This window comes from Xenorhabdus thuongxuanensis, assembly GCF_001908095.1.
GTDB lineage: Bacteria > Pseudomonadota > Gammaproteobacteria > Enterobacterales > Enterobacteriaceae > Xenorhabdus > Xenorhabdus thuongxuanensis.
This window is the reverse complement of record NZ_MKGR01000001.1, coordinates 125,206-148,143: the sequence shown is the minus strand read 5'-3', so window position 1 is coordinate 148,143 and position 22,938 is coordinate 125,206. Positions and strand designations below refer to the sequence as shown.

Annotated in this window: 17 protein-coding genes; 8 read left to right on the top strand and 9 right to left on the bottom strand. The window is 43.0% G+C overall.

Going from position 1 to position 22,938, the window contains the following annotated elements:
- Positions 1 to 5 precede the first annotated feature (5 nt).
- From Xentx_RS00660 to metG, 5 genes are all read right to left on the bottom strand, one after another.
- Entirely contained in the window at positions 6 to 1,703 is a 1,698-nt protein-coding gene (locus Xentx_RS00660; RefSeq protein WP_074018345.1) for an NAD-dependent malic enzyme, read from the bottom strand.
- Between the two features lie 162 nt (positions 1,704 to 1,865).
- Positions 1,866 to 2,750: a cytidine deaminase gene (gene cdd, locus Xentx_RS00655; RefSeq protein WP_074018344.1), complete on the bottom strand. Its 885-nt coding sequence runs from the start codon at positions 2,748 to 2,750 to the stop codon at positions 1,866 to 1,868.
- Between the two features lie 197 nt (positions 2,751 to 2,947).
- Positions 2,948 to 3,643: a CidB/LrgB family autolysis modulator gene (locus tag Xentx_RS00650; RefSeq protein ID WP_074018343.1), complete on the bottom strand. Its 696-nt coding sequence runs from the start codon at positions 3,641 to 3,643 to the stop codon at positions 2,948 to 2,950.
- Positions 3,637 to 4,134, bottom strand: a complete 498-nt coding sequence (locus Xentx_RS00645) for a CidA/LrgA family protein (protein ID WP_074018342.1) — start codon at positions 4,132 to 4,134, stop codon at positions 3,637 to 3,639. The genes Xentx_RS00650 and Xentx_RS00645 overlap by 7 nt, the downstream gene beginning before the upstream one ends.
- A 147-nt stretch (positions 4,135 to 4,281) precedes the next feature.
- The gene (metG, locus tag Xentx_RS00640) at positions 4,282 to 6,309 is read right to left on the bottom strand and encodes a methionine--tRNA ligase (protein ID WP_074018341.1); all 2,028 of its coding nucleotides are present in this window, start codon (positions 6,307 to 6,309) and stop codon (positions 4,282 to 4,284) included.
- Positions 6,310 to 6,492: 183 nt separating this feature from the next.
- Here metG and apbC point away from each other — a divergent pair, with 183 nt between their 5' ends.
- The 4 genes from apbC to asmA all read left to right on the top strand — a co-directional run bounded on the left by apbC (position 6,493) and on the right by asmA (position 11,156).
- The gene (apbC, locus tag Xentx_RS00635) at positions 6,493 to 7,605 is read left to right on the top strand and encodes an iron-sulfur cluster carrier protein ApbC (RefSeq protein ID WP_074018340.1); all 1,113 of its coding nucleotides are present in this window, start codon (positions 6,493 to 6,495) and stop codon (positions 7,603 to 7,605) included.
- A gap of 348 nt (positions 7,606 to 7,953) precedes the next feature.
- On the top strand, positions 7,954 to 8,595 hold the full coding sequence (gene udk / locus Xentx_RS00630) for a uridine kinase (RefSeq protein WP_074018339.1): 642 nt from the start codon (positions 7,954 to 7,956) through the stop codon (positions 8,593 to 8,595).
- Positions 8,596 to 8,642: 47 nt separating this feature from the next.
- Positions 8,643 to 9,224, top strand: a complete 582-nt coding sequence (dcd, locus tag Xentx_RS00625; protein ID WP_074018338.1) for a dCTP deaminase — start codon at positions 8,643 to 8,645, stop codon at positions 9,222 to 9,224.
- Positions 9,225 to 9,287: 63 nt separating this feature from the next.
- Positions 9,288 to 11,156: an outer membrane assembly protein AsmA gene (gene asmA / locus Xentx_RS00620; RefSeq protein WP_074018337.1), complete on the top strand. Its 1,869-nt coding sequence runs from the start codon at positions 9,288 to 9,290 to the stop codon at positions 11,154 to 11,156.
- A 93-nt stretch (positions 11,157 to 11,249) separates the two neighbouring features.
- Here asmA and Xentx_RS00615 read toward each other — a convergent pair whose 3' ends face one another.
- A complete protein-coding gene (locus Xentx_RS00615; protein WP_074018336.1) occupies positions 11,250 to 14,807 on the bottom strand; it encodes a phage tail protein in 3,558 nt (1,185 codons plus the stop codon).
- 283 nt (positions 14,808 to 15,090) lie between these two features.
- On the bottom strand, positions 15,091 to 16,671 hold the full coding sequence (locus Xentx_RS00610) for a TerC family protein (protein ID WP_074018335.1): 1,581 nt from the start codon (positions 16,669 to 16,671) through the stop codon (positions 15,091 to 15,093).
- 290 nt (positions 16,672 to 16,961) lie between these two features.
- Between Xentx_RS00610 and gndA the strand changes: the two genes are divergently transcribed.
- Positions 16,962 to 18,368 carry an NADP-dependent phosphogluconate dehydrogenase gene (gndA, locus tag Xentx_RS00605; protein WP_074018334.1) on the top strand — a complete coding sequence of 469 codons (1,407 nt, stop codon included), beginning with the start codon at positions 16,962 to 16,964 and terminating at the stop codon, positions 18,366 to 18,368.
- A 91-nt stretch (positions 18,369 to 18,459) separates the two neighbouring features.
- On the opposite strand, the gene Xentx_RS19060 is transcribed toward gndA, so the two are convergent.
- Positions 18,460 to 18,600: a hypothetical protein gene (locus Xentx_RS19060; RefSeq protein WP_167366734.1), complete on the bottom strand. Its 141-nt coding sequence runs from the start codon at positions 18,598 to 18,600 to the stop codon at positions 18,460 to 18,462.
- Between the two features lie 290 nt (positions 18,601 to 18,890).
- Between Xentx_RS19060 and yiaY the strand changes: the two genes are divergently transcribed.
- A complete protein-coding gene (yiaY, locus tag Xentx_RS00600) occupies positions 18,891 to 20,042 on the top strand; it encodes an L-threonine dehydrogenase (protein ID WP_074018333.1) in 1,152 nt (383 codons plus the stop codon).
- Positions 20,043 to 20,275: 233 nt separating this feature from the next.
- On the opposite strand, the gene Xentx_RS00595 is transcribed toward yiaY, so the two are convergent.
- The gene (locus tag Xentx_RS00595; protein ID WP_074018332.1) at positions 20,276 to 20,563 is read right to left on the bottom strand and encodes an ArsR/SmtB family transcription factor; all 288 of its coding nucleotides are present in this window, start codon (positions 20,561 to 20,563) and stop codon (positions 20,276 to 20,278) included.
- Between the two features lie 120 nt (positions 20,564 to 20,683).
- Between Xentx_RS00595 and Xentx_RS00590 the strand changes: the two genes are divergently transcribed.
- Together Xentx_RS00590 and Xentx_RS00585 are read left to right on the top strand one after the other, a co-directional pair.
- On the top strand, positions 20,684 to 21,688 hold the full coding sequence (locus Xentx_RS00590) for a permease (RefSeq protein ID WP_074018331.1): 1,005 nt from the start codon (positions 20,684 to 20,686) through the stop codon (positions 21,686 to 21,688).
- An 88-nt stretch (positions 21,689 to 21,776) separates the two neighbouring features.
- Positions 21,777 to 22,862 carry a methyltransferase domain-containing protein gene (locus Xentx_RS00585; RefSeq protein ID WP_244149795.1) on the top strand — a complete coding sequence of 362 codons (1,086 nt, stop codon included), beginning with the start codon at positions 21,777 to 21,779 and terminating at the stop codon, positions 22,860 to 22,862.
- Positions 22,863 to 22,938 lie beyond the last annotated feature (76 nt).

Below are 22,938 nucleotides of genomic sequence, written 5' to 3'. Positions count from 1 at the left end.
TATTATCAGAATGAAGTGCGTTTATAGATGCGATATTCTGGTTTCCAGAAATTGCGCTCGATCGCCTCATCCAATGCATCTTCTGATGTAACAATCGCTACACCTTGAATTTGGGCTTTTTTCGCCACTTCTTTGGCTATTTTGCGGGAAACGTCCTGGATATCATCAATCAGCGGCAACAATGGACCAGAACCTGTTTGTGCCAGCGGTGAACAATCCGCTAATGCGCGGCTGGCAGCCATCAACATATCATCGGTAACACGTTTAGCGCCGGCAGCGATAACGCCTAAACCGATCCCTGGGAAGATATAGGAGTTGTTACATTGTGCGATTGGATATTCCTGACCGTCATATTTTACTGGTGCAAACGGGCTTCCTGTGGCGACCAATGCTTTGCCTTCTGTCCATCTGATGATGTCTTCTGGACGAGCTTCCACACGTGATGTTGGGTTGGAAAGAGGCATCACGACTGGACGTTCACAATGTTTGTGCATTTCACGGATGATCTCTTCGGTGAACAGACCCGATTGACCAGAAACACCAATCAGGACTGTAGGTTTGGCGTTTCGAACCACGTCCATCAATGAAAGAGAATCGCTGGTAGCATCCCACGATTGTAAGGCGGAGCTTTTCTGTACCAATGCACTTTGGAAATCCAACAAGTTTGGCAGCTTGTCAGTAAGGAGGCCAAAACGGTCAACCATAAACACGCGAGCACGTGCCTGTTCATCACTCAATCCTTCAGATTTCATTTGAGCAATGATCTGTTCTGCAATACCGCAGCCAGCAGAGCCGGCACCAAGGAATGCCACGGTTTGATCTTTTAATTGGCGGCCTGCGGCACGGCTGGCAGCAATCAGGCTCCCCAAGGCAACGGCTGCGGTGCCCTGGATATCATCATTGAAGCAGCAAAGCTCATCGCGATAGCGGTTCAACAGTGGCATGGCGTTGTTTTGGGCAAAATCTTCAAATTGCAGCAGTACGTTAGGCCAGCGACGTTTCACGGCCTGAATAAATTCATCCACAAATTCATCATACTCTTTGCCAGTAATACGTGGATGACGCCAGCCCATGTATAGTGGGTCATTGAGGCGCTGTGGGTTATTTGTCCCTACATCCAGAACCACAGGCAGGGTATAAGCAGGGCTGATCCCGCCACAGGAGGTATACAGTGACAGTTTACCGATAGGAATACCCATGCCTCCGATTCCCTGATCACCCAGACCAAGGATGCGCTCACCATCGGTAACAACGATAACTTTTACATTCTGCTTAGTGGCATTTTGCAGCATGTCATCAATATAAGCCCGATTTGGGTAGGAGATAAACAGACCACGGGCACGGCGGTAAATGTCAGAAAAGTGTTCACACGCTGCACCAACGGTTGGCGTGTAGATAATAGGCATCATTTCGCTTAAGTGGGCATCAAGGAGGCGATAGAACAGCGTTTCGTTGGTGTCTTGAATATTCCTTAAATAAATGTGTCTATCGATATCGTTTTTGAAATCGACATATTGACGGTAGGCGCGTTCCGCCTGCTCTTCTATTGTTTCAACGGCTTGTGGCAATAAGCCATGCAAGTTGAAATTACTGCGTTCTTCTTCTGTAAAGGCACTGCCTTTATTCAGCAGAGGAAATTCCAACAAGATAGGGCCAGCGTAGGGAATATAGAGAGGACGTTTACTTTCGTGTTCCAGTTCCATGATGCTTACTCTTTGAACTTATCAATAACAAAATCGGCTACAGATCCTAAGAAGATAAAAACAATAAGTACAGTAAATGTTACTTAGATATGATTATCATGAGTAAAAATGAGAGATAACAGACAGAATTAGCTAATAAAATGTTATTGGATGATGTACATGTCAAAATGTATACCGTTCTACTTTTGTACAACCGAGAGCAGTTAATGTGCATTTTGTAGCATTCCATTGTGATAAATAGCTATTTTCACCCTCCACCAATACTGCCCGTTTGATGGATTGACAATTGCTTCCTGCCATATTCATGAAAATCAGTGCTGCCTGTAATGGGGGTAAGCTTGGGTTGAATGCAGCATTTTCTGCATAACGGCCGGTATAAATTTTCCCTTGTTCATCTTGCAGAGCAACTCCAGCAGGGGATTTGCTATAAGGTGCATGGCTGCGGTTCGCTGCATCCAATGCTGCTTGCACCAATTCGTCACTGGTTGCTAACTGATAGCCGTGATTAACCTCATCAAGCAACAATGGTGTATCGGCTAAATCGTGTGGGCCAAAAGCTTCTGGTAGGTAGTCGGCCAGAGTTAATGGTGGACCATTGGGGAGGTAAACCTCCAATTGTGTTCCACTATTCAGTTCATTCATAAATTGTCGGCAATGGCCGCAAGGTGAATAGTTGACAGTGATAGCAACCAGCTTCTTCTCGCCACGCAGCCAAGCATGAGTGATGGCTGATTGTTCTGCATGGACGGTTTGCTGCAATGGGACGCCAGCGAATTCCATATTGGCACCGAAATAGAGATTACCACTTTCTCCCCGTGCAACTGCACCAACATAAAAATGGGAAATAGGGGCAAGGGAATAGGCGGCAGCAAGTGATAATAAAGCCAATGCTAGTGTTTGATCATCAAATCCGCTGAGCTGTTTGACTGACTCCACTTGCTCTGCTGTCAGCATGGCTGGAAAATCGTCGTTGCCAATATAAGGTAATAGGGCTTTTTGTAGTTCAGGTGTGATTTCTGACCAGATAGCGTGAAAACGAGTTTGCATAGAATGATCTCCAAATTAATTGAAGGTCATTCTAGGACGTTTGTTCAGGTTTGCAATGTGATAAGGATTATATAATTAATGAAATTGTGCAATGGAGGCATTATTTAAGTAACTTATGTCAAATTTTTGCTATCTTAGTTTGTTTGCCTTTTATGGCTATCTTGTAACTTCTGAGGCCATGGTTATTCATAAAATGGCTAACCAAACAGATGCAGTAATATTGGAAATAGAAAAGGTGCAATCAGTGAGGTAATAATGCCGCAGGTCATTAAGGCCAGTGAACTGTATGCACCTTCAACATGATCCATTTCTGCACAGCGAGCTGTTCCTACCGCATGGGATGCTGTGCCCATTGCCAATCCCCGTGCCGCCTGGGTTTTTATTTTTAGAACGTTAAATAGATTGTGACCAAAGATAGCTCCCAAAATACCGACCAAAATGACACAAGCTGCGCTAATGGCAGGAATGCCACCAATGGAATCGGCTACAGCCATAGCGATTGGGGTCGTCACGGATTTGGGGAGAATAGAGGCCACAATCTCAGGTGTAGCACCTGCCCATAATGCGATGGCAGTCCCTGTAACCATTGCAACAATGCTGCCCACAAAACAGATGCTAATAATGGATTTCCATTGAGCCCGGATTTGATGTAGCTGTTCATACAGGGGAAAAGCCAGAGCAACAACGGCAGGTTGCAGCAAATCGTTCAGTATCCGGCTACCGGCAAAATAGTGTTTGTAAGGGGTATGAGTCAGCAGCAGCAAGGGAATGATAACGGCCATTGAAATTAATAACGGATTAAATATAGGCAATTTGAGTCGTACTGACAGCTTTTTAGCGCAGTAAAATACAATCAGGGTTAACGGTAGTGACCACCAAATATGGCTTAACATTTTTTTTTCTCTTTCGGTTCTTGTGATAACTGTTGTGATGGATTCGTTGGTGTTGAGGTGGGTTCTTGCTGCTTAGTATTCGTCTGACTAGTATCCATTTGTTGAGTCCCAATAATGGTACGTTCACGATGAATATAGTGGGAGCTGTAAGCAACGACGACCATAACAATCACTGTGCTAACGATACAAGAAAGGAGTATGGGGAGCATTTGTTGGCTAAGCTGTGGGTAATAATCCATGATCCCAACCCCGATGGGCAAAAAGAGCAGTGTCATGTTTTTCATCAATAAGCTACAGCCTGGTTTTACCCAGTGTGAGGGAATAATTTGGGATGCGAGTAAACCAAACAGGAGAAGTAAGCCAATAATACTGCCGGGGAGAGAGAAGGGAAGCAGTGCCGAAATAATATTCCCCGCGATCAGGCACAAATAGAGCAGCGCAAATGCGCGCAGATATTGCCAACCTATTATCAGCACATTTTGGAAAGACATAATCAATAATTCCTCAATACAACGAGGGTCTTATCATACGACTAACATTGTGAATGTGCCATACATCACATTAAAAAGCGGGTCTTTTTTGGAACCCGCTTTATTATTTAATTGATAATTAAAGATTCTATCAAAGGTACATAACTATCATTTAACCTGCATACCTGGCTGGGCGCCACTATCTGGGCTTAGCAAGAAAATATCTTTTCCACCAGGGCCAGCCGCCATCACCATGCCTTCTGAAATACCGAAGCGCATTTTGCGTGGAGCAAGGTTGGCAACCATCACAGTCAGACGATTTTCCAGCGCCTTAGGATCAGGATAGGCTGAACGAATACCAGAGAAGACCTGGCGAGTCTCACCACCGAGATCAAGTGTTAGTTTCAGTAACTTATCTGAACCTTCGACAAAATCAGCTTGTTTGATTAGGGCGATTCGCAAGTCAACCTTGGCAAAGTCATCAAATGCAATGGTGTCCTGAATTGGATCATCCGCCAATGGGCCTGTTACGGTTTTTTGCGGTTCGATGCTCTCTTTCGAATCAGCAACCATTGCCTCAATTTTAGCCATTTCGATGCGGTTGAACAGCGCTTTGAATGGTGAAACGTCATGGTTTAATAGAGGCTGTTGGATGCTATCCCAAGTCAGTTCAGTATTCAGGAAGGCTTCTGCTCGTGTGGCCAAACCTGGAAGAACAGGTTTCAGGTAAGTCATCAGCACGCGGAACAGGTTAATTCCCATTGAGCAGATTGCTTGCAGATCAGCATCACGGCCTTCTTGTTTCGCCACAACCCACGGTGCTTGCTCATCAACATAGCGGTTAGCCAGATCAGCCAGTGCCATAATTTCACGGATTGCCTTGCCGAATTCACGGTTGGTAAAGTCTTCTGCAATACCCTGTGCAGCTTCGACAAACTTCTGGTATAGCGCAGGATCAGCGAGTTGGTCTGCCAGTTTGCCCCCAAAGCGCTTGTTGATAAAGCCCGCATTGCGCGAAGCAAGATTAACCACTTTATTAACGATATCGCTGTTTACGCGCTGAACAAAATCTTCCAGATTCAGATCAATATCATCAATGCGGGAAGAGAGTTTTGCCGCGTAGTAATAGCGCAGGCAGTCTGCATCAAGGTGTTTCAGGTAAGTACTCGCCTTGATGAAGGTGCCCCGAGATTTAGACATCTTAGTGCCGTTAACTGTGATGTAGCCGTGGACGAACAGGTTGGTTGGCTTACGGTAATTACAGCCTTCCAGCATGGCAGGCCAGAACAGACTGTGGAAATAAACGATATCTTTGCCAATAAAATGGTAGAGATCGGCTTTGGAATCTTTCTCCCAGAATTCATCGAAATTCAGGTCATTACGTTTATCACACAGATTTTTGAACGATCCCATATAGCCAATTGGAGCATCCAGCCAGACATAGAAATATTTACCTGGCTGATCAGGGATCTCAAAGCCAAAATAAGGTGCATCACGGGTAATATCCCATTGTTGCAGCCCAGCTTCGAACCACTCCTGCATTTTATTTGCCACTTGTTCCTGCAAAGTGCCAGAACGTGTCCATTTTTGCAGCATATCGCTGAAAGCAGGCAGATCGAAGAAAAAATGCTCTGTATCACGCATTTCTGGCGTTGCTCCAGAAACAACAGAACGAGGATTAAGCAATTCCGTCGGAGAATAGGTAGTTCCGCAGACTTCACAGTTATCACCATACTGATCTTCTGCCTTACATTTCGGGCAGGAGCCTTTGACGAAGCGGTCTGGCAGGAACATACCTTTTTCTGGATCATACAATTGAGAAATCGTCCGGTTTTTAATGTAACCGTTCTTTTTCAGTTCCAGATAAATTTTGGAGGCAAGAGCTCTGTTCTCTTCGCTATGTGTAGAGTGGTAATTATCATAGCTAATGGCAAAACCGGCAAAATCCTGCTGATGCTCTAGGCTCACCTTGGCAATCATCTCTTCTGGAGAGATACCACTCTGCTGGGCTTTCAGCATAATTGGTGTACCGTGGGCATCATCGGCACAGACAAAGTGAACCTCTTTGCCGCGCATTCGATGATAACGAACCCAAATATCAGCCTGAATGTGTTCCAGAATATGACCGAGATGAATTGGACCGTTAGCATAAGGTAACGCACAGGTCACCAATAATTTGTTCGCGACTTGAGACATAGTTAGGATCTGACTTCCATAAAGTGAAAAGGGTTTTTGATGTTACCTGATAAGGAGCGTTGCCGCTAGGGTAACGCAAGATCTTCATCACTTTTACTCGTTGCCTTTATCCTAAGTGGTTAGCTTCTGTTATGATGACCAAAACAGTTTTAGGTTGAAAAAGATAAATCAAAAGGAGCTGGGATGAACTCACAATCCCCCGAGCAGACCAATCCTGACCTGCTGAAAGAACATGTTGTAAAAATATTAACAACATTCAAACATCCGACCTTAGAACAAGATTTGATTGCCCTGAAAGCATTGCATCATTGCACTATGCTAGATGGGATACTGCATCTTGAATTAACCATGCCGTTTGTCTGGAAACGCGCCTTCGAAATCTTAAAAAAAGAAACTACCCAACCTTTGCAATCTGCGACGGGGGCAAAATCCGTTGAATGGCGATTAACCCACGATATTAGCACATTGCGCCGCGCCAATAATCTGCCTGGTGTTAATGGCGTGCGCAATATCGTGGCAGTCAGTTCAGGAAAAGGTGGCGTAGGGAAATCCAGCACAGCGGTGAATCTGGCGCTGGCGCTGGCACAGGAAGGTGCAAAAGTGGGAATTTTGGATGCGGATATTTATGGCCCATCCATCCCCAATATGCTTGGTACAGCCAAAGAGCGCCCGACTTCCCCTGATGGGCAGCATATGGCACCAATTATGGTTCACAGCATTGCAACCAACTCCATTGGCTACCTTGTTACCGATGATAACGCGATGGTATGGCGTGGCCCGATGGCAAGCAAGGCCTTGATGCAAATGTTGCAAGATACGCTGTGGCCAGATCTGGATTATCTGGTGATTGATATGCCGCCAGGGACAGGAGATATTCAACTAACGTTGTCCCAGAATATTCCGGTGACAGGGGCTTTGGTTGTTACAACCCCGCAAGATATTGCCCTGATCGATGCGATGAAAGGCATCGTCATGTTCCAGAAAGTCAATGTGCCAGTGTTGGGGATTATTGAGAACATGAGTGCCCATATTTGCAGTAATTGCGGTCATCATGAGCCAATTTTCGGCACGGGTGGGGCGGCAAAACTGGCAGAGAAATATAATTGCCAGTTACTGGGGCAGATCCCGCTGCATATTTCACTGCGTGAAGATCTCGATCGTGGTGAACCAACGGTAATTAGCCAGCCTGACAGTGAATTTGCAGATATTTATCGTGAAATTGCTGCCAATATTTCTGCTAAGATGTATTGGCAGGGCGAAAAAATCCCAACTGAAATTTCTTTTCGGGCAGTTTGATTAATGAATTTAACCGTAGTAACAGCGGTTGTGTAGGAAATGTTGATCAATGGCTCTGCTGATATCGAGTCATTGATCAGGGCTCAATGTTTTCTATATTTTTACTACAACATGACATCTCAATCACCAGAGAGCCATTGCTCATTTATGTGAAAATTATTTATGGGATATTTTCCACTAGATGAATAAAATTGCGGAACTTTTACCCGAAACATATCAAAAAAAACGAGACTTATCTTGTTTACTCTGGAATAGAAGTCATTAACTCCCTATAATCTGCCAAACATGGTGTTAGTGAATACCATATTTCTACTTTATTTTTTCTTTTTTTAACCAGGTTATTTTAGTATGGCTGATGAAGCACATAAGTGTACAATCGTAGGTATTTCAGGTGCCTCCGCCTCAGGCAAAAGCCTTATTGCCAGCACACTTTATCGAGAATTACGGGATCAAGTTGGTGATCACAATATCGGCGTTATTCCAGAAGATTGCTATTATAAAGACCAAACTAACACCCCGATAGAAGAACGTTATAAAGTCAATTATGATCACCCAAATTCAATGGATCACAATTTACTATTCGAACATCTTCAGGCATTGAAAGTGGGAAAATCCATTGAATTGCCACAATATGACTACGTTGAGCACACCCGCAAACCTGAATCCATCCATTTTGAACCGAAAAGAGTTATTATCCTCGAAGGTATTCTACTATTAACAGATAAGCGTTTACGTCAAGAACTGGATTTCTCCATTTTTGTCGATACACCATTGGATACTTGTTTAATGCGCCGTATCAAACGTGATGTGAATGACCGCGGGCGTTCATTAGATTGCGTGATGGAACAGTACAAGAAAACCGTGCGCCCAATGTTCTTGCAATTTATTGAACCATCGAAACAATATGCCGATATTATTGTGCCTCGTGGTGGTAAAAATCGCGTGGCCATTGATATATTAAAAGCCAAGATTGGCCAATTTTGCGAATAATCTGTTGTTCAGGTATTCATAAGTATCATCGTATTTGAGAGGAAATAATGCGACTCTGTGACCGTGACATTATTAAATGGCTAGATGAAGGTAAGCTGGTAATTACTCCTTGTCCCCCTGTTGAACGCATTAATGGGGCAACTGCTGATGTGCGCCTTGGGAATCAGTTTCGTGTTTTTCGTGGTCATACTGCCGCCTATATTGATCTGAGTGGTCCTAAGGCGGAAGTCAATGCGGCACTTGACCGTGTCATGAGCGATGAAATTACTTTGTCGGATGAAGAAGCATTTTTCCTCCATCCTGGTGAATTGGCTTTGGCAGTAACGTTGGAATCTGTCACACTGCCTGATAATTTGGTCGGTTGGTTGGATGGTCGCTCATCTTTGGCACGCCTCGGTTTGATGGTTCATGTTACTGCGCACCGCATTGATCCAGGCTGGCACGGGCAAATTGTTCTAGAATTCTATAATTCAGGCAAACTGCCTTTAGCCTTGCGTCCTGGTATGGTGATAGGGGCATTAAGCTTTGAACCGCTTTCTGGCTCTGCTGAGCGGCCTTATAACCGACGTCAGGATGCTAAATATAAAAATCAGCAGGGAGCCGTAGGTAGCCGAATCAGTGAGGATTAATCTTTTCTGGTAAGGCTTTCTGGTGAAAAATAGTCTTCTTGTGAGCATGGAACTGGGGAAGTCATGAAAAGATTGTTGACGACACTCATTATTTTGCTGGTAGTCATTGTTGCTGGCTTAACTACATTGGTTATGCTAGTTAACCCAAATGATTTTCGTGGCTACATAGTCAAACAAGTACAAAAGAAGAGTGGTTACCAGCTCGTGTTGCAGGATGACTTGCGTTGGCATGTTTGGCCAAGGTTAAGCATTCTGACCGGTGAGGTTTCTTTGACCGCTAAGAATGCTAAGATGCCAACAATTGTGGCAGAAAATATGCGTTTGGATGTGGAGCTGCTACCACTGTTATCTCATCATCTTTCAGTCAAAGAGGTGATGATGAAAGGGGCCGTCTTGCGGTTTACACCGGATAGCCGGCCGCAAGAGCAGCCAGAAGCCCCAATTGCGCCGGAAGGCGATATTCATTATCCAATTGTTACGGGAAGTCAAGCCTGGAAACTGGATATTGCCAGAATCAGGTTAGCGGACAGCTTATTGATCTGGCAAACCAACGCGCATTCCCAATTAAATGCCCGTGATCTCAATTTATTGTTGGAGCGGAGTGATCAAGATCACGTTAGCCTTAGCCTTAGCAGTAAAATCAATAAAAATCAGCAAGAGCTTTCATTTGAACTCAATTCGTCGATAGATATCTCTGATTATCCACAGCAGCTATTGGCCGATATTAATTCCTTTGAATACCAATTTCAGGGAATTGGGTTACCGTCTACGGGTATCCAAGGAACGGGGAGTGCCATAGTGAAATATCGGGCTGCACCTGAATCAATCGCGCTGCAAGAAATGGCATTGACGGTAAATGATGGGAATGAGCTTAAAGGGGATATTACTGCCGTTTTGCAAGATAAGCCGCGATATTTCATCAATCTGAGTTCGCCAAAGTTCAATTTGGATAACTTGTTGGGGTGGGATACGTTACCGAAAAAGACACCTCAGGCAAAGCATGATTATCGGGTTGAAAATAATTCCTTAAAACCGGTGATTGCAACGTCGGTTTCGGTATTATCTAACTATGATCTTACCTTTTTGCAAGGATTTGATGCTGATATCTCATTTACGGCAGATAAATTCATTTATCAGGGCATGGATGTTAATCATTTTGGCCTGCAAGCGAGTAATAACAGTGGCCTGACGGAAATCACAAAACTGAGTGGCAATGTGTTTGGTGGACATTTTGCGCTACCGACTTCAATTGATGCCACGGTTGTTCCTGCAAAACTGCACACAAAGCCGCTCTTGCAAGGGATTGAGATACAACCTTTATTAACTGCATTGGCATTACCATCGATATTCAGCGGTCAGCTTAATGTCGATGGTGATCTTTTGGGAGAAGGTTATGACGAGTATGCTATTTCTCATTATTGGCAAGGTGATTTGAATATCGACTTAAAAAACGCGCGGTTGGAAGGATTGAATATTCCTCAGCTTATTCAACAATCTTTTGCACGGGCAACAGATCAAGTCAGCCAACCTACAAATACAGATGATTTTACTGAAGCTAAGAGCATGTCAGTAAACGCACAACTGGAGAGTGGTGAGATTAAAATCAGTGAACTTGCGGCAACTTCAGGCATGTTCAATATTAAAGGGCAGGGGAAAGCTAATTTACTAAAACAAAACACCGATGTTTCATTATGGGTGCAATTAACCAGTGGATGGGGCAAGCAGAATGAGTTTGTACGTCGTTTGGCGCAGTTAAAAATTCCACTGAGGGTTTATGGTGACTGGAATAAGCTGCAATATGAGTTGAATGTAGAATCCATGTTGCGCGATGAATTACAGAAGAAGGCCAAAAAATCTATCAAAGATTGGATCGAAAATAACATCAGCAATGAAAACATTAAAGTGCTGGAAGATCAATTGAATAAAAAATAGGTGATCGCTTTGGCGATCACCTATTTTACTGAGGGTTATAACGAAACTATTCCATTTTAAAATGATGGATTAGTGTTGAACTTACTGTTTCTATTAGTATCCTACAACCTGATAATAGAAGTTCGGAACCCAACCTGATTGAGGCGTCGTGATAGATATTGTTAAGGTATCCTTCGACAAACCATCCCCGTTTGAATTGCCTCGTTGTGTTTTGACATCAGCCAGATAACTGGGGCGTTGATTATCAAAATTATCTCCGACAACACTTGCCTGGCATGAGATAATGCCGTTTGGCAAGGTAGTGGGCAGTTTGATTTTGTAGAAGTGGGTATAATAAGTTACACCGCCGATCTCGGATGCATGAGAATCCCCAATAGGTTCACTACCGACCGCGACTCCATTTATCACGAATATCTCACCCAGCTTGATGATGGTGTGCTCATCCATGATTCGACGTGACTCAATACCTAATCCAAGCAGATTACCCAGGCCTAAATTTCTTACAAAGGCCGGTTTATCAGGAATATCCGCCCCGTTTTTACTTTTCGCCAGTCGGCTATCAGCATCAGCTTTTGCTGCTATTGCATTGGCATTGGCATCACTCGCTAATGTTTCAACTTTGCTAATGCGAGTATCAACCTCTACTTTGCTATAAGCCCCTACATCAGAAGCGGTAAGTTTAATATCGGATAATAGGGCTTTGCCATTCACAGTGCGTATGAGTGGGACTCGGCTGTCAGCATTGTTATTAGCTTTATTTGCCAGATCCTTAATATCTTCAAGGCGATTTTCTACCTCTACTTTAGTATAAGCATTTACATCAGAGGCAGTCAGATTAATATCGGAGAGCAGGGCTTTGCCATTCACAGTGCGAGTCAATGGGACTTTGTGCTCGGCAGTGTTATAGGCATTATTGGCTGTCTCCTTAACTTCATCGATAAGGATGTTGATCTCCGTCTTGTTATAGGCATCTACATTGGCGGCAGTGAGTTCAATATCTGTTGACAGTTCTTTGCCGTTTACTTTACGGGTTGATGGCACTTTGCTGTCAGCAAGTTGAACAGCAGAATTCGCTGTCTGACTGGCGGCATCAGCCAGTTTTTCAACTTTGCCAATATTATCATCGAGTTCCGATTTATTGTAAGTACCAACATCAGCGGCATTTAGCTCAATATCAGTTGACAGTTCTTTGCCATTCACTTTACGAGTTGATGGCACTTTGTTATTGGCATCTTTACTCGCTGTCTCGGCTTTGTTATAGGCAGATTCTGCCAGCTTATCAACCTTACCGATACGATCATCGATTTCCACTTTGTTATAAGTACCAACATCAGCCGCAGTCAGCTCAATATCAGTTAACAGTTCTTTGCCATTAACTTTGAGAGTTGATGGGACACTGTTACCAACACCTTTAAGGGCGTCATTTGCACGCTGATTGGCAATATCTGCCAGGGCCTTGACATCCTTAATTTGGGCGTCAGTTTCGCCTTTGTTATAGGCATCAACATCCTCAGCAGTCAATTGAATATCTGCTGACAGTTCTTTTCCATTGATTTTGCGGGATGCTGGGACTTTTTTGTCAAGCTCTTTAATGGCGGTATTAGCGTTATTATTGGCAGAGTTAGTCAGTTGTTGGACATTGTCGACTTGTGCCTTAACGCCGTTGATAAGATCATCCGTTTCCTTTTGATTGTAAGCATGAATATCGGATGCCGTCAGTTCAATATCCGTTGTCAGTTCCTTGCCATTGATTTTACGGGTTAACGGGACTTTGCTATTAGCATCTTTAATAGCAGTATTGGCATTGCTATTGGCAGTGTCTGCCAGTTTGTCAACTTTACCGACACGGTCATCGATTTCCACTTTGTTATAAGTACCAACATCAGCCGCAGTTAGCTCAATATCAGTTAACAGTTCTTTGCCATTAACTTTGAGAGTTGATGGGACGCTGTTATTAACACGTTGAAGAGCGTCATTTGCCTGCTGATTGGCAGTTTCTGCCAGTTTGTCAACCTTGCTAACACGGTCATCAATCTCGGCTTTGTTATAGGTATCAATATCCGCTGCGGTCAGTTGAATATCTGCTGACAGCTCTTTACCATTGACCTTACGAGTTAACGGGATCTTACTCTTAGCGTCTTGGGCTGCGGTACTGGCATGGTTATTAGCGCTTTCAGCTAGGTTATTAACATTATCGATCTGTACTTTGACATCTTTGATGATGGCATCAGTTTCTTCTTTGCCATAGGCACCAACATCAACTGCGCGTAATTCAATGTCAGAAAATAGCTCTTTGCCATTGATTTTGCGGGATTCAGGGACTTTGTTCTTAGCATCTTGAATAGCCGTATTGGCGTTGTTATTGGCCGTTTCCGTTAGCTTCTCAACATTACCGATACGATCATCGATTTCTACTTTATTGTAAGTACCGACATCAGCCGCATCCAATTCAATATCGGTTGTTAACTCTTTATTATTGATTTTGCGGGATTCTGGAACTTTTTTGCCAATCTCTTGAATAGCAGTATTGGCGTTGTTATTGGCAGTGTCAGCAGCTTGCTGAACCGTGTTGATTCGATCATCAATTTCTTTCTTATCGTAAGTACCAACATCATTTGCTGTTAATTGGATGTCTGTTAGCAACTCTTTGTTGTTGATCTTGCGGTTTGATGGGACTTTCTTATCCAACTGTTTAAGGGCTTCGTTGGCATTCTCATTAGCCGTGTTAGCCGATTTATCAACGTTTGAGATAAGCCCATCGACCTCCTGTCTGGTGTAGGCATTCACATCATGTGCGGTAATTCCGATATCGGTTATCAGCTCTTTTCCGTTGATTTTACGGGATAGTGGAACCTTAGTGTTTACCTGATCAAGTGCTTTATTGGCCGTTTGATTGACTCCATCGACAAGGGAGTCTGTTTGAATTTTGTCATAGGCACCGACATCCGTTGCTGTCAGTTCAATATCTTTGGACAGCTCCTTACCATTAACTTTGCGCGTTGATGGTACATATTTATTTGTCGATAGTATCGAATTAACCGATTCATTGGCGTGATTGGCTAATTCATATGCTGTTTTTATTGCCTTGGGCGTTGCAGCATGAACTTCGCTGTCACTGTCTACTTCATTACTTAACGCAACAAATCCTTTTTTTCCTAAGGTAGCGCTTGGGTGGTCACGGCTTTCGGCGTGTTCTTTAATTTTTTCTCTCACATAACTGCGAGATGCAAAACCGGAAAGCAGTTCTTTTATCCATCCTGTCAGGCCACTGTTGCTAACCGTTAGAGCCATGCGGATAGCTTGTTCCTGAGATTCTGGTTTGTAGAGTTCGGCACAATTTCCTACCGCAATCAATGTGCCATCTTTATCGAATAGGCCAATTTCACGAACCCACCAATTACCTTCACCTTCAGGAAGTATTTGTTCGGCGATAACTTGGCCGGGTGTTTGGGGATTGACGAGTAAGGCATCAAGTTCAGCGCGATGTTTTTCGTTAACCAATCCGGACTGGTTGACATTGGGTGTGGGTGAACTGCCACCACCATCACCTACAGCCATATGGGTAATTTCAAGTTTGATACCTGATGAAGCCGCTTTTTCCAGTTTTTCTGTGCCGGCCTGTGTCAATAATGCAATATATTTTGTACTCATATAAACCCTCACTGTATCAACAATAAATAGGTGTATTGCTAACCCAGCCACAAGAGATATTTTGTAGAGCTCTTGGGCCATATGAAGGCGGTGTGACATCTCCGCTAACTACTATTGAACGGGTTTATTGTACTTAGGGTAATCATGAACAAATACTTTAAAAATTAAATGAAACTGATAAAACTTATAGGAATAAAAAAACCGGCCTTATGCCGGTTTTTTCTCAGTAGCTAATATAGTTCGTAGCTAATATAGTTCGATGGTGTTGTTTTAAGATCGTGGATTATATTTCCACCTCTTCTGCCACGGTTAGTGGGGTAATTTTCACTTTATTGATGCGGTGGCTGGTGATTTCTAATGCTTCAAACAGATAGTCACTAATCTTCAATTGCTCGCCTTGTTGTGGAATGTGTTGCAGATGTTCCATCAACAAGCCTGCTAGTGTCTGGTATTCCCGTTTTTCATCCAGTGGCAGTGGCACATAAAGCACCAAATCTTCCAGTGGCATAAATCCATTGGCGATCCAATATCCCTCTTCCATAACCTGAATATCATGGCGAGCATCGATATCTCCGCTACCTACAGGAAGATTACCTGTAATGGTTTCCATCACATCAGTTACCGTAACCACCCCTTCAACAGAACCGAATTCATCGACAACAAAGGCAAAATGAGTTTGCGCTTTACGGAACTGTTCCAGTGCCTGTAGCAAGGAGAGCGATTCTGGGAAAATCAACGGTTGCTGGACTAACTTCTTTAAATCGAAAGTATTGTGAGTCAGTTGTTGATTAAGGATATCAATCACATGTACCACGCCAAGTGGTTCGTCACCACTCTGTTCATCTGTAACTACAATTCGCGTATGTGGTTTTTGTTCCAGTAAGGTAGTCAATTTTTCCGTAGGGGAATGGACATCAAGATAAATCACATCATGGCGTGAAGTCATGATGCTACTGACGGTACGTTGTGCCATGCTGAGAACGCGGGCAATCATCTGGCGTTCCTGGGGCTCAAAGATTTCTTTGTTATCTGTATGATCTGCAATCAGGTCAGAAGTATGGTTATCCAACGCAGCGTTTTCACGTTTGCCATTTAAAATGTGAAGAACAGCTTCTGCGGTTCTTTCGCGCAGGGAGCGGGAAGCGCTCAAGAATTTGCGGCGATTGAACTGAGCGAACTGGTTCAGTGCTTCAATCATGATGGAGAAGCCGATGGCAGCATAGAGATAGCCTTTCGGAATATGATAGCCAAAGCCTTCTGCAACCAGGCTAAAGCCGATCATTAGCAAGAAACTGAGACACAGGATCACGATTGTGGGATGCGCATTGACAAATTTTGTCAGCGGTTTGCTGGCCCATATCATCAGGATCATGGCAATGGTTACAGCCGCAATCATGATACCAATGTGGTTGACCATTCCTACGGCGGTGATAACGGAATCCAGAGAAAATACCGCATCTAAGACGATAATTTGCACAACAACCGCCCAGAAGCCAGCTTCTTTGCGTTGTTGGTTAGTATGCAAGGTTTTTCCTTCTAACCGTTCATTCAATTCCATTGTTGCTTTGAACAGCAAGAAGATCCCCCCTATCAACATAATTAAATCACGGGCACTGAAAGGGTGTTCCCATAAAGTAACCAATGGATTAGTCAGGGAAATGAGCCAGGATAAGCTGAATAACAGCAGTATCCTCATAAGAAGGGCGCAGGAAAGCCCTGTCAGGCGAGCTTTATCTCTCTCTTTTTCAGGTAGTTTATCTGCCAGAATGGCGATGAATATTAAGTTGTCTATTCCGAGAACAATTTCTAAAACGATAAGTGTGGCCAGACCTGCCCATATCGTCGGATCAGCGATCCATTCCATATAATTTGTTTTACCTTTTAGTGGGACGGCATTTGCCGACTATTAAATAATGCGTATTGAAGTGCGAAATATCAATAGTTGATTTGTCTCAGTTGGAAATTTTTTCAGCAAAAAAACGTCACGCCGATATCGATTGCATCAATAACTACCGTCAATGGCCATTCCTGAGTTAACATGTGACTTCATTAACAAATTGCCTGCTCTGTTTTGTTGCATACGGTATGTATTACATTTGGTATTACGTATAGCATCTTGGGTGGGTGGTAGTCATTATTAGACGGGAGTTATTCATGTCCAAACAGCAGATCGGTGTTGTCGGTATGGCGGTAATGGGGCGCAACCTGGCGTTGAATATTGAAAGCCGTGGTTACTCTGTATCTATTTTTAACCGCTCCAGCGATAAAACAGATGAAGTTATTGCTGAAAATCCAGGGAAAAAATTAGTTCCAAGTTATTCCATTGAAGAGTTTGTCGATTCGCTGGAAAAGCCACGTCGTATTCTGTTGATGGTTAAGGCGGGTGAAGCTACGGATAAAACCATTGCATCACTGATGCCACATTTGGATAAGGGTGACATTCTGATCGATGGTGGCAACACCTATTTTCAGGATACTATTCGCCGTAACCGTGAGTTGTCTGCTCAGGGCATTAATTTTATCGGTACGGGAGTTTCTGGTGGTGAAGAAGGTGCATTGAAAGGCCCTTCAATTATGCCAGGTGGTCAAAAAGAGGCTTATGAGTTGGTGGCTCCAATTCTGAAAGAGATCGCTGCTCAGGCTGATGGCGAACCTTGTGTGACTTACATCGGGGCAGATGGTGCAGGTCATTATGTGAAGATGGTTCACAATGGTATTGAATATGGTGATATGCAGTTAATTGCAGAAGCCTATTCTCTGTTGAAAAGCGCATTGAACCTGAGCAATCAGGAGTTGGCTGAAGTGTTCAGCGATTGGAACCAAGGTGAACTCAGTAGCTACTTGATCGAAATTACTGCCGACATTTTCCGTAAGCAAGATGAAGACGGGAAATATCTGGTTGACGTGATTCTGGATGAAGCGGCCAACAAAGGCACCGGTAAGTGGACTAGCCAAAGCTCGTTGGATCTGGGTATTCCGGTGACACTCATCACGGAATCTGTCTTTGCACGCTATATCTCTTCCCTGAAAGATCAGCGCGTAGCTGCATCCAAAGTTCTGTCAGGCCCAGAAGTTCAGCCATTCAATGGAGATAAGGCTGAATTTATCGAGAAAGTCCGCCGTGCTCTGTATTTGGGTAAGATTGTTTCTTATGCGCAAGGCTTCCAGCAGTTGAAAGCGGCATCGGATGAGTACAACTGGGATCTGAACTATGGCGAAATTGCTAAGATCTTCCGTGCTGGTTGTATTATTCGCGCGCAATTCTTGCAAAAAATCACCGATGCATACAATGAAAACTCAGCTATCGCTAACCTGCTTTTAGCGCCATACTTCAAACAAATCGCAGATGAATATCAGCAAGCTCTGCGTGATGTTATTTCTTACGGTGTGCAGAATGGTATCCCAACACCAACATTCTCTGCTGCAATCTCTTATTACGACAGTTATCGTTCTGCTGTATTGCCGGCTAACCTGATTCAGGCACAACGTGATTACTTTGGTGCGCATACTTACAAGCGTACTGATAAAGAAGGTGTTTTCCACACTGAATGGTTGGACTAATCATTAAATATCTTTATAAGATATAAAATATTGCCAAAGTAAGGTGCTGAGTTTTCAGCACCTTTTTTGTGAAATGACGTGAAGTAAAATATCAACTTGGAGGTTGCCACTTAAGTAATCGTTGGGCAAATCTCTCTAACCAGTGTGCTATCTCTGCATCGTGGAGATAAAGAAACAGAGCGAGGCTGAGGATAGCGAGGCTGAGTATTACCAGAACAAAAATATTATTCATATAATAATCACCCATTTTCATCTGGTTAAATTATAGCAAAATTTAAGTTGCCTTTAATTTATTGGGCATTTTCTTAAGGCTAGATTTAATCGATTATTTTCCGAAAGGTAATTAATTCTGGTATATTCTCCTGTATAAACTCAAAGTAAAAATTAATACCTATTTTTTCCGTCTTGCATCAGCAATTATTGATTCTGGTCAAAATTACTGGGGTAAATAAGTGTCACATTGTAATTCCAGTTTTTTACACTAAGATTTGAAATACTTCAGTAAAATCTAAGGAGTTTCAAATGGCAGCATCAACTTTCTTTATCCCACCAGTGAATAAAATCGGTATGGGATGCATGACTGAAGCCGTCGAATTAATGAAAAATTATGGCTACAGACAGGCTTTGATTGTCACTGACCGCGTGTTAAACGAGATTGGTGTTGTTGGAAAAGTTCAGGCTTTGCTGGCAGATGTTGGGATAAAAAGTGCAATTTATGATGGAACAAAACCAAATCCAACTACGATTAATGTTGGGGAAGGTTTGGAGATTCTGCGCCAGCATAACTGTGATTGTGTGATCTCTTTAGGTGGTGGTTCACCGCATGACTGTGCAAAAGGTATTGCGCTGGTGGCAGCTAATGGCGGAGATATTCGTGATTATGAAGGAGTTGATCGTTCGGCTAAACCACAGCTACCTTTGATTGCCATCAATACTACAGCGGGAACAGCTTCTGAAATGACACGTTTCTGTATTATTACGGATGTTGAACGTCATATCAAAATGGCCATTGTGGATAAAAATGTAACGCCTATTTTGTCAGTCAATGATTCTGCACTGATGGCAGGGATGCCAAAAGGATTGACAGCCGCAACAGGAATGGATGCATTGACTCATGCTATTGAGGCTTATGTCTCTACAGCGGCAAACCCTATCACTGATGCTTGTGCCTTGAAAGCGGTGACAATGATTAGCAATTATTTGCGCCGTGCGGTTGAAGATGGTCATGATATGGAAGCGCGCGAGAATATGGCTTATGCCCAGTTCTTGGCTGGCATGGCATTTAATAATGCCTCTTTGGGATATGTCCATGCTATGGCACACCAGTTAGGTGGATTTTATGATTTGCCACACGGTGTCTGCAATGCGGTTTTATTACCACATGTACAAAGATTCAATGCAAAAGTTTCTGCTGCTCGTCTGAGAGATATTGCGGCGGCTATGGGCGTTGAGGTTGGTGCTTTAAATGATACGCAAGCTGCTGAAGCTTGTATCCATGCAATCAGTGAATTGGCAAAAGATGTGAATATTCCGTCAGGTTTGTCTGAGTTGAATGTAAAAGAGGAAGATTTGCCAATATTAGCAACTAATGCGTTGAAAGATGCCTGTGGTTTCACCAATCCCATTCAGGCATCACATGAAGAAATCGTTGCTATTTTTAAGGCGGCAATGTGATTCACTGAGTAGTGGTTTTAAGCACTGAATGTTCTAGTCACATCATGATCCACTGACAAGCCCTATTATTTTCTACAGGATTTGTCAGTGGGTTGAAATATTTCTTAATGAAATGTCATGTTCTTCATTTCAGGCCTACTGTGGCTTTATCCATATACTGGATGAAAATATTGTCTTCTACTATCACCATTATGCTTTACATAATCCATATGATGGTTCGCGAAGTGTTCGAGTTAAATCCCTACGCAACATTCTTCTTGTAAGAAGTTGATCAGATTTCCCAAGTGCTGATAATCAGGTATACATACGATAGTCCGGCTGTGTTTCTCTTGACGGATTAGTCCGACCTTCACCATACGGTTGAGATGATGTGACAGCGTTGAAGGGGGAATATCTAAAGCTTTCTGAATTTCCCCTACCGAGGCTCCTTTATGGCCAGCCTTAACTAAAAACCGGAATATAGCTAATCGGTGACAATTCCCCAGTTCCGCCAGACTTGCTGCGACTTCTTCGTGTTTCATACGTATCTCTAAATCTAAAATTCTATGTTTCTAGAAATATACTTGACAGAAATTACAATGGCAATCTATCATCCCCAATAATTCCATATTACTAGAAATATAGATATATAAGGATCTGGTATGTCTTCTCAATTACAAGAAACCCTAAACATGTTTGCCTTCCTCGCCATAGAATTATCAGCTTTGTTTATTGGTATCAGTTTGTTGGTCGGTATTCTCCAGCGGCATATACCTCCATCCAGAGTAGAAGCGTTATTGAGTGCTAACCGGAAAAGGGGATATTTTCTGGCTGCTGCCCTCGGATCTATCACTCCTTTCTGTAGTTGTTCGACTATTCCTATGTTGAAAGGGCTAATTCGTGCCAAAGCTGGTTTTGGTCCAATGATGGTATTTTTATTTTCTTCCCCACTATTGAACCCCATCATCGTTGTATTGTTTGTTGCTACTTTTGGTCTGACGCTAACAACTATTTACGTACTATCTGCCTTTCTGGTCTCATTGGGTGCCGGATGGTTGTTACAAATATTGGGGTTTGAACGTTATGTACGCCATGAAGAGACATCTGATTGCGGAGTTTCTGGGAGTAGTTGTAATGTTAATCCAGCGATATCAAACAGTTGTGAATCAATGGCAGCTCCCTGTTGTTCTGCTACCCAGATGATTACGCAATCTACAGGTTGCTGCGATAGTCAAACCACTAAAGAGGTTCGTCCAAAAAGTAAGTATAGCGGTCTGTGGCAGGAAGCTTGGGCAGATTTTAAGAACGTACTACCTTATTTATTCATCGGTATAGCAATAGGTAGTGTGATCTATGGTTATGTTCCTACTAGTCTGCTTGAAAAACATGCTGGCTCGGATAATCCGTTTGCTATCCCAGTTGCTGCTGTCATTGGAATACCACTGTATCTTCGCGCCGAAGCTTTGATACCGCTTTCAGCAGCTTTGATGACGAAAGGGGTCAGTGTCGGAGCGATTCTGGCGTTAATTATCGGTGGTGCTGGCGCCAGCCTGACCGAGCTAATTTTATTACGCTCCCTATTCACATTTAAGCTTTTGGCTGCCTTTGTCGCTGTTATCCTTGCGATGGCAATGATAGCAGGTTATGTGGCTTTACTATTTTTCTGAATGTTCACCAAATAAACGTATTAGGTCGATCGTTATTAGAGTTATGTTAGGACTAAGGTTGGGTTTTATTAGAGGTTATAGGAATAGCATGATGAAAACCAAAGAACAACAATTGTCTCAGCGAATTGAAAATGTACAAAATTACTACGGTACAACGCTTTCGACCAAGGAAGACCTGGTAACTAATGTTTGTACTGTAGATGAACCACCTTCTGATGAGATCAAAGCTATATTAAAGGCAGTCCACCCAGATGTGCAGCAGCGTTTTTATGGCTGTGGTACTCCTTTTCCTCCTTTACTAGCTGGATCAACCGTGTTGGATTTAGGTTGTGGTAGCGGGAGAGATTGCTTCATTTTATCTAAGTTGGTAGGGCCAGAAGGGAAAGTTATCGGTATAGATACGACTCTTAAGCAAATTGAATTTGCCAAGAGTTATATCGAATATCACCGAGAAGCCTATGGCTATAACGAAAGTAATGTACATTTTATACATGGTAATATTGAATCCTTGGATCTACTCAATTTACCGCAGAATAGTGTCGATGTCATAATCTCCAATTGTGTCATTAACTTAGCTGCTGCAAAATCTGATGTGCTTCAGGGCATGGTTCGGTTGCTCAAATCTGGTGGAGAAATTTATTTTGCTGATATTTTCTCTGATCGCAGACTTTCCCAAGAGTTGAAAAATGATCCATTGCTGATTGGGGAATGTATTGGTGATGTATTGTATTATGGCGACTTTGTGCGAATAGCACGTGATGCAGGTTTTCGGGATATACGAATTGTTGTAAGCAATCTGAAGACTATTAGCAACAAATCCATTGAAGAAAAGCTGGGTGGTGCAAGACTGTATTCAATGACTCTCAGGTTATTCAACATTGATCTAGAAGATAGTTGTGAAGATTATGGTCAAGTCGCTATATACAAAGGTAATCTCCCCGATGACCCTATTCGCTTTATGTTTGATCAAGAACATGTATTTGAAACAGGGAAAGCGGTGCCAATATGTCGGAATACGGCAGATATCATTTGTAAAAGTCGATACCATAACTTATTTAGTGTGATTGGTGAAGGCCGTACGCATTATGGAGTTTTTAATTGTGGAACAGCTTCAAGCAACTCTGCTGTCTCAGTTGAGGTTCCCATAAGCACACCAAGTGGTTGTGGCTGCTAAATAGAGTAAATAGGATTCTCTAATTATCACTGACAATGGATTTACAATTTGCTTAGGTGTTTTGAGTAGCAGAATT

Coding starts and splice junctions, on each gene's coding strand:
- Xentx_RS00660 (WP_074018345.1), bottom strand. CDS start 1,703: ATGGAACTGGAACACGAAAGTAAACGTCCTCTCTATATTCCCTACGCT.
- cdd (WP_074018344.1), bottom strand. CDS start 2,750: ATGCAAACTCGTTTTCACGCTATCTGGTCAGAAATCACACCTGAACTA.
- Xentx_RS00650 (WP_074018343.1), bottom strand. CDS start 3,643: ATGTTAAGCCATATTTGGTGGTCACTACCGTTAACCCTGATTGTATTT.
- Xentx_RS00645 (WP_074018342.1), bottom strand. CDS start 4,134: ATGTCTTTCCAAAATGTGCTGATAATAGGTTGGCAATATCTGCGCGCA.
- metG (WP_074018341.1), bottom strand. CDS start 6,309: ATGTCTCAAGTCGCGAACAAATTATTGGTGACCTGTGCGTTACCTTAT.
- apbC (WP_074018340.1), top strand. CDS start 6,493: ATGAACTCACAATCCCCCGAGCAGACCAATCCTGACCTGCTGAAAGAA.
- udk (WP_074018339.1), top strand. CDS start 7,954: ATGGCTGATGAAGCACATAAGTGTACAATCGTAGGTATTTCAGGTGCC.
- dcd (WP_074018338.1), top strand. CDS start 8,643: ATGCGACTCTGTGACCGTGACATTATTAAATGGCTAGATGAAGGTAAG.
- asmA (WP_074018337.1), top strand. CDS start 9,288: ATGAAAAGATTGTTGACGACACTCATTATTTTGCTGGTAGTCATTGTT.
- Xentx_RS00615 (WP_074018336.1), bottom strand. CDS start 14,807: ATGAGTACAAAATATATTGCATTATTGACACAGGCCGGCACAGAAAAA.
- Xentx_RS00610 (WP_074018335.1), bottom strand. CDS start 16,671: ATGGAATGGATCGCTGATCCGACGATATGGGCAGGTCTGGCCACACTT.
- gndA (WP_074018334.1), top strand. CDS start 16,962: ATGTCCAAACAGCAGATCGGTGTTGTCGGTATGGCGGTAATGGGGCGC.
- Xentx_RS19060 (WP_167366734.1), bottom strand. CDS start 18,600: ATGAATAATATTTTTGTTCTGGTAATACTCAGCCTCGCTATCCTCAGC.
- yiaY (WP_074018333.1), top strand. CDS start 18,891: ATGGCAGCATCAACTTTCTTTATCCCACCAGTGAATAAAATCGGTATG.
- Xentx_RS00595 (WP_074018332.1), bottom strand. CDS start 20,563: ATGAAACACGAAGAAGTCGCAGCAAGTCTGGCGGAACTGGGGAATTGT.
- Xentx_RS00590 (WP_074018331.1), top strand. CDS start 20,684: ATGTCTTCTCAATTACAAGAAACCCTAAACATGTTTGCCTTCCTCGCC.
- Xentx_RS00585 (WP_244149795.1), top strand. CDS start 21,777: ATGATGAAAACCAAAGAACAACAATTGTCTCAGCGAATTGAAAATGTA.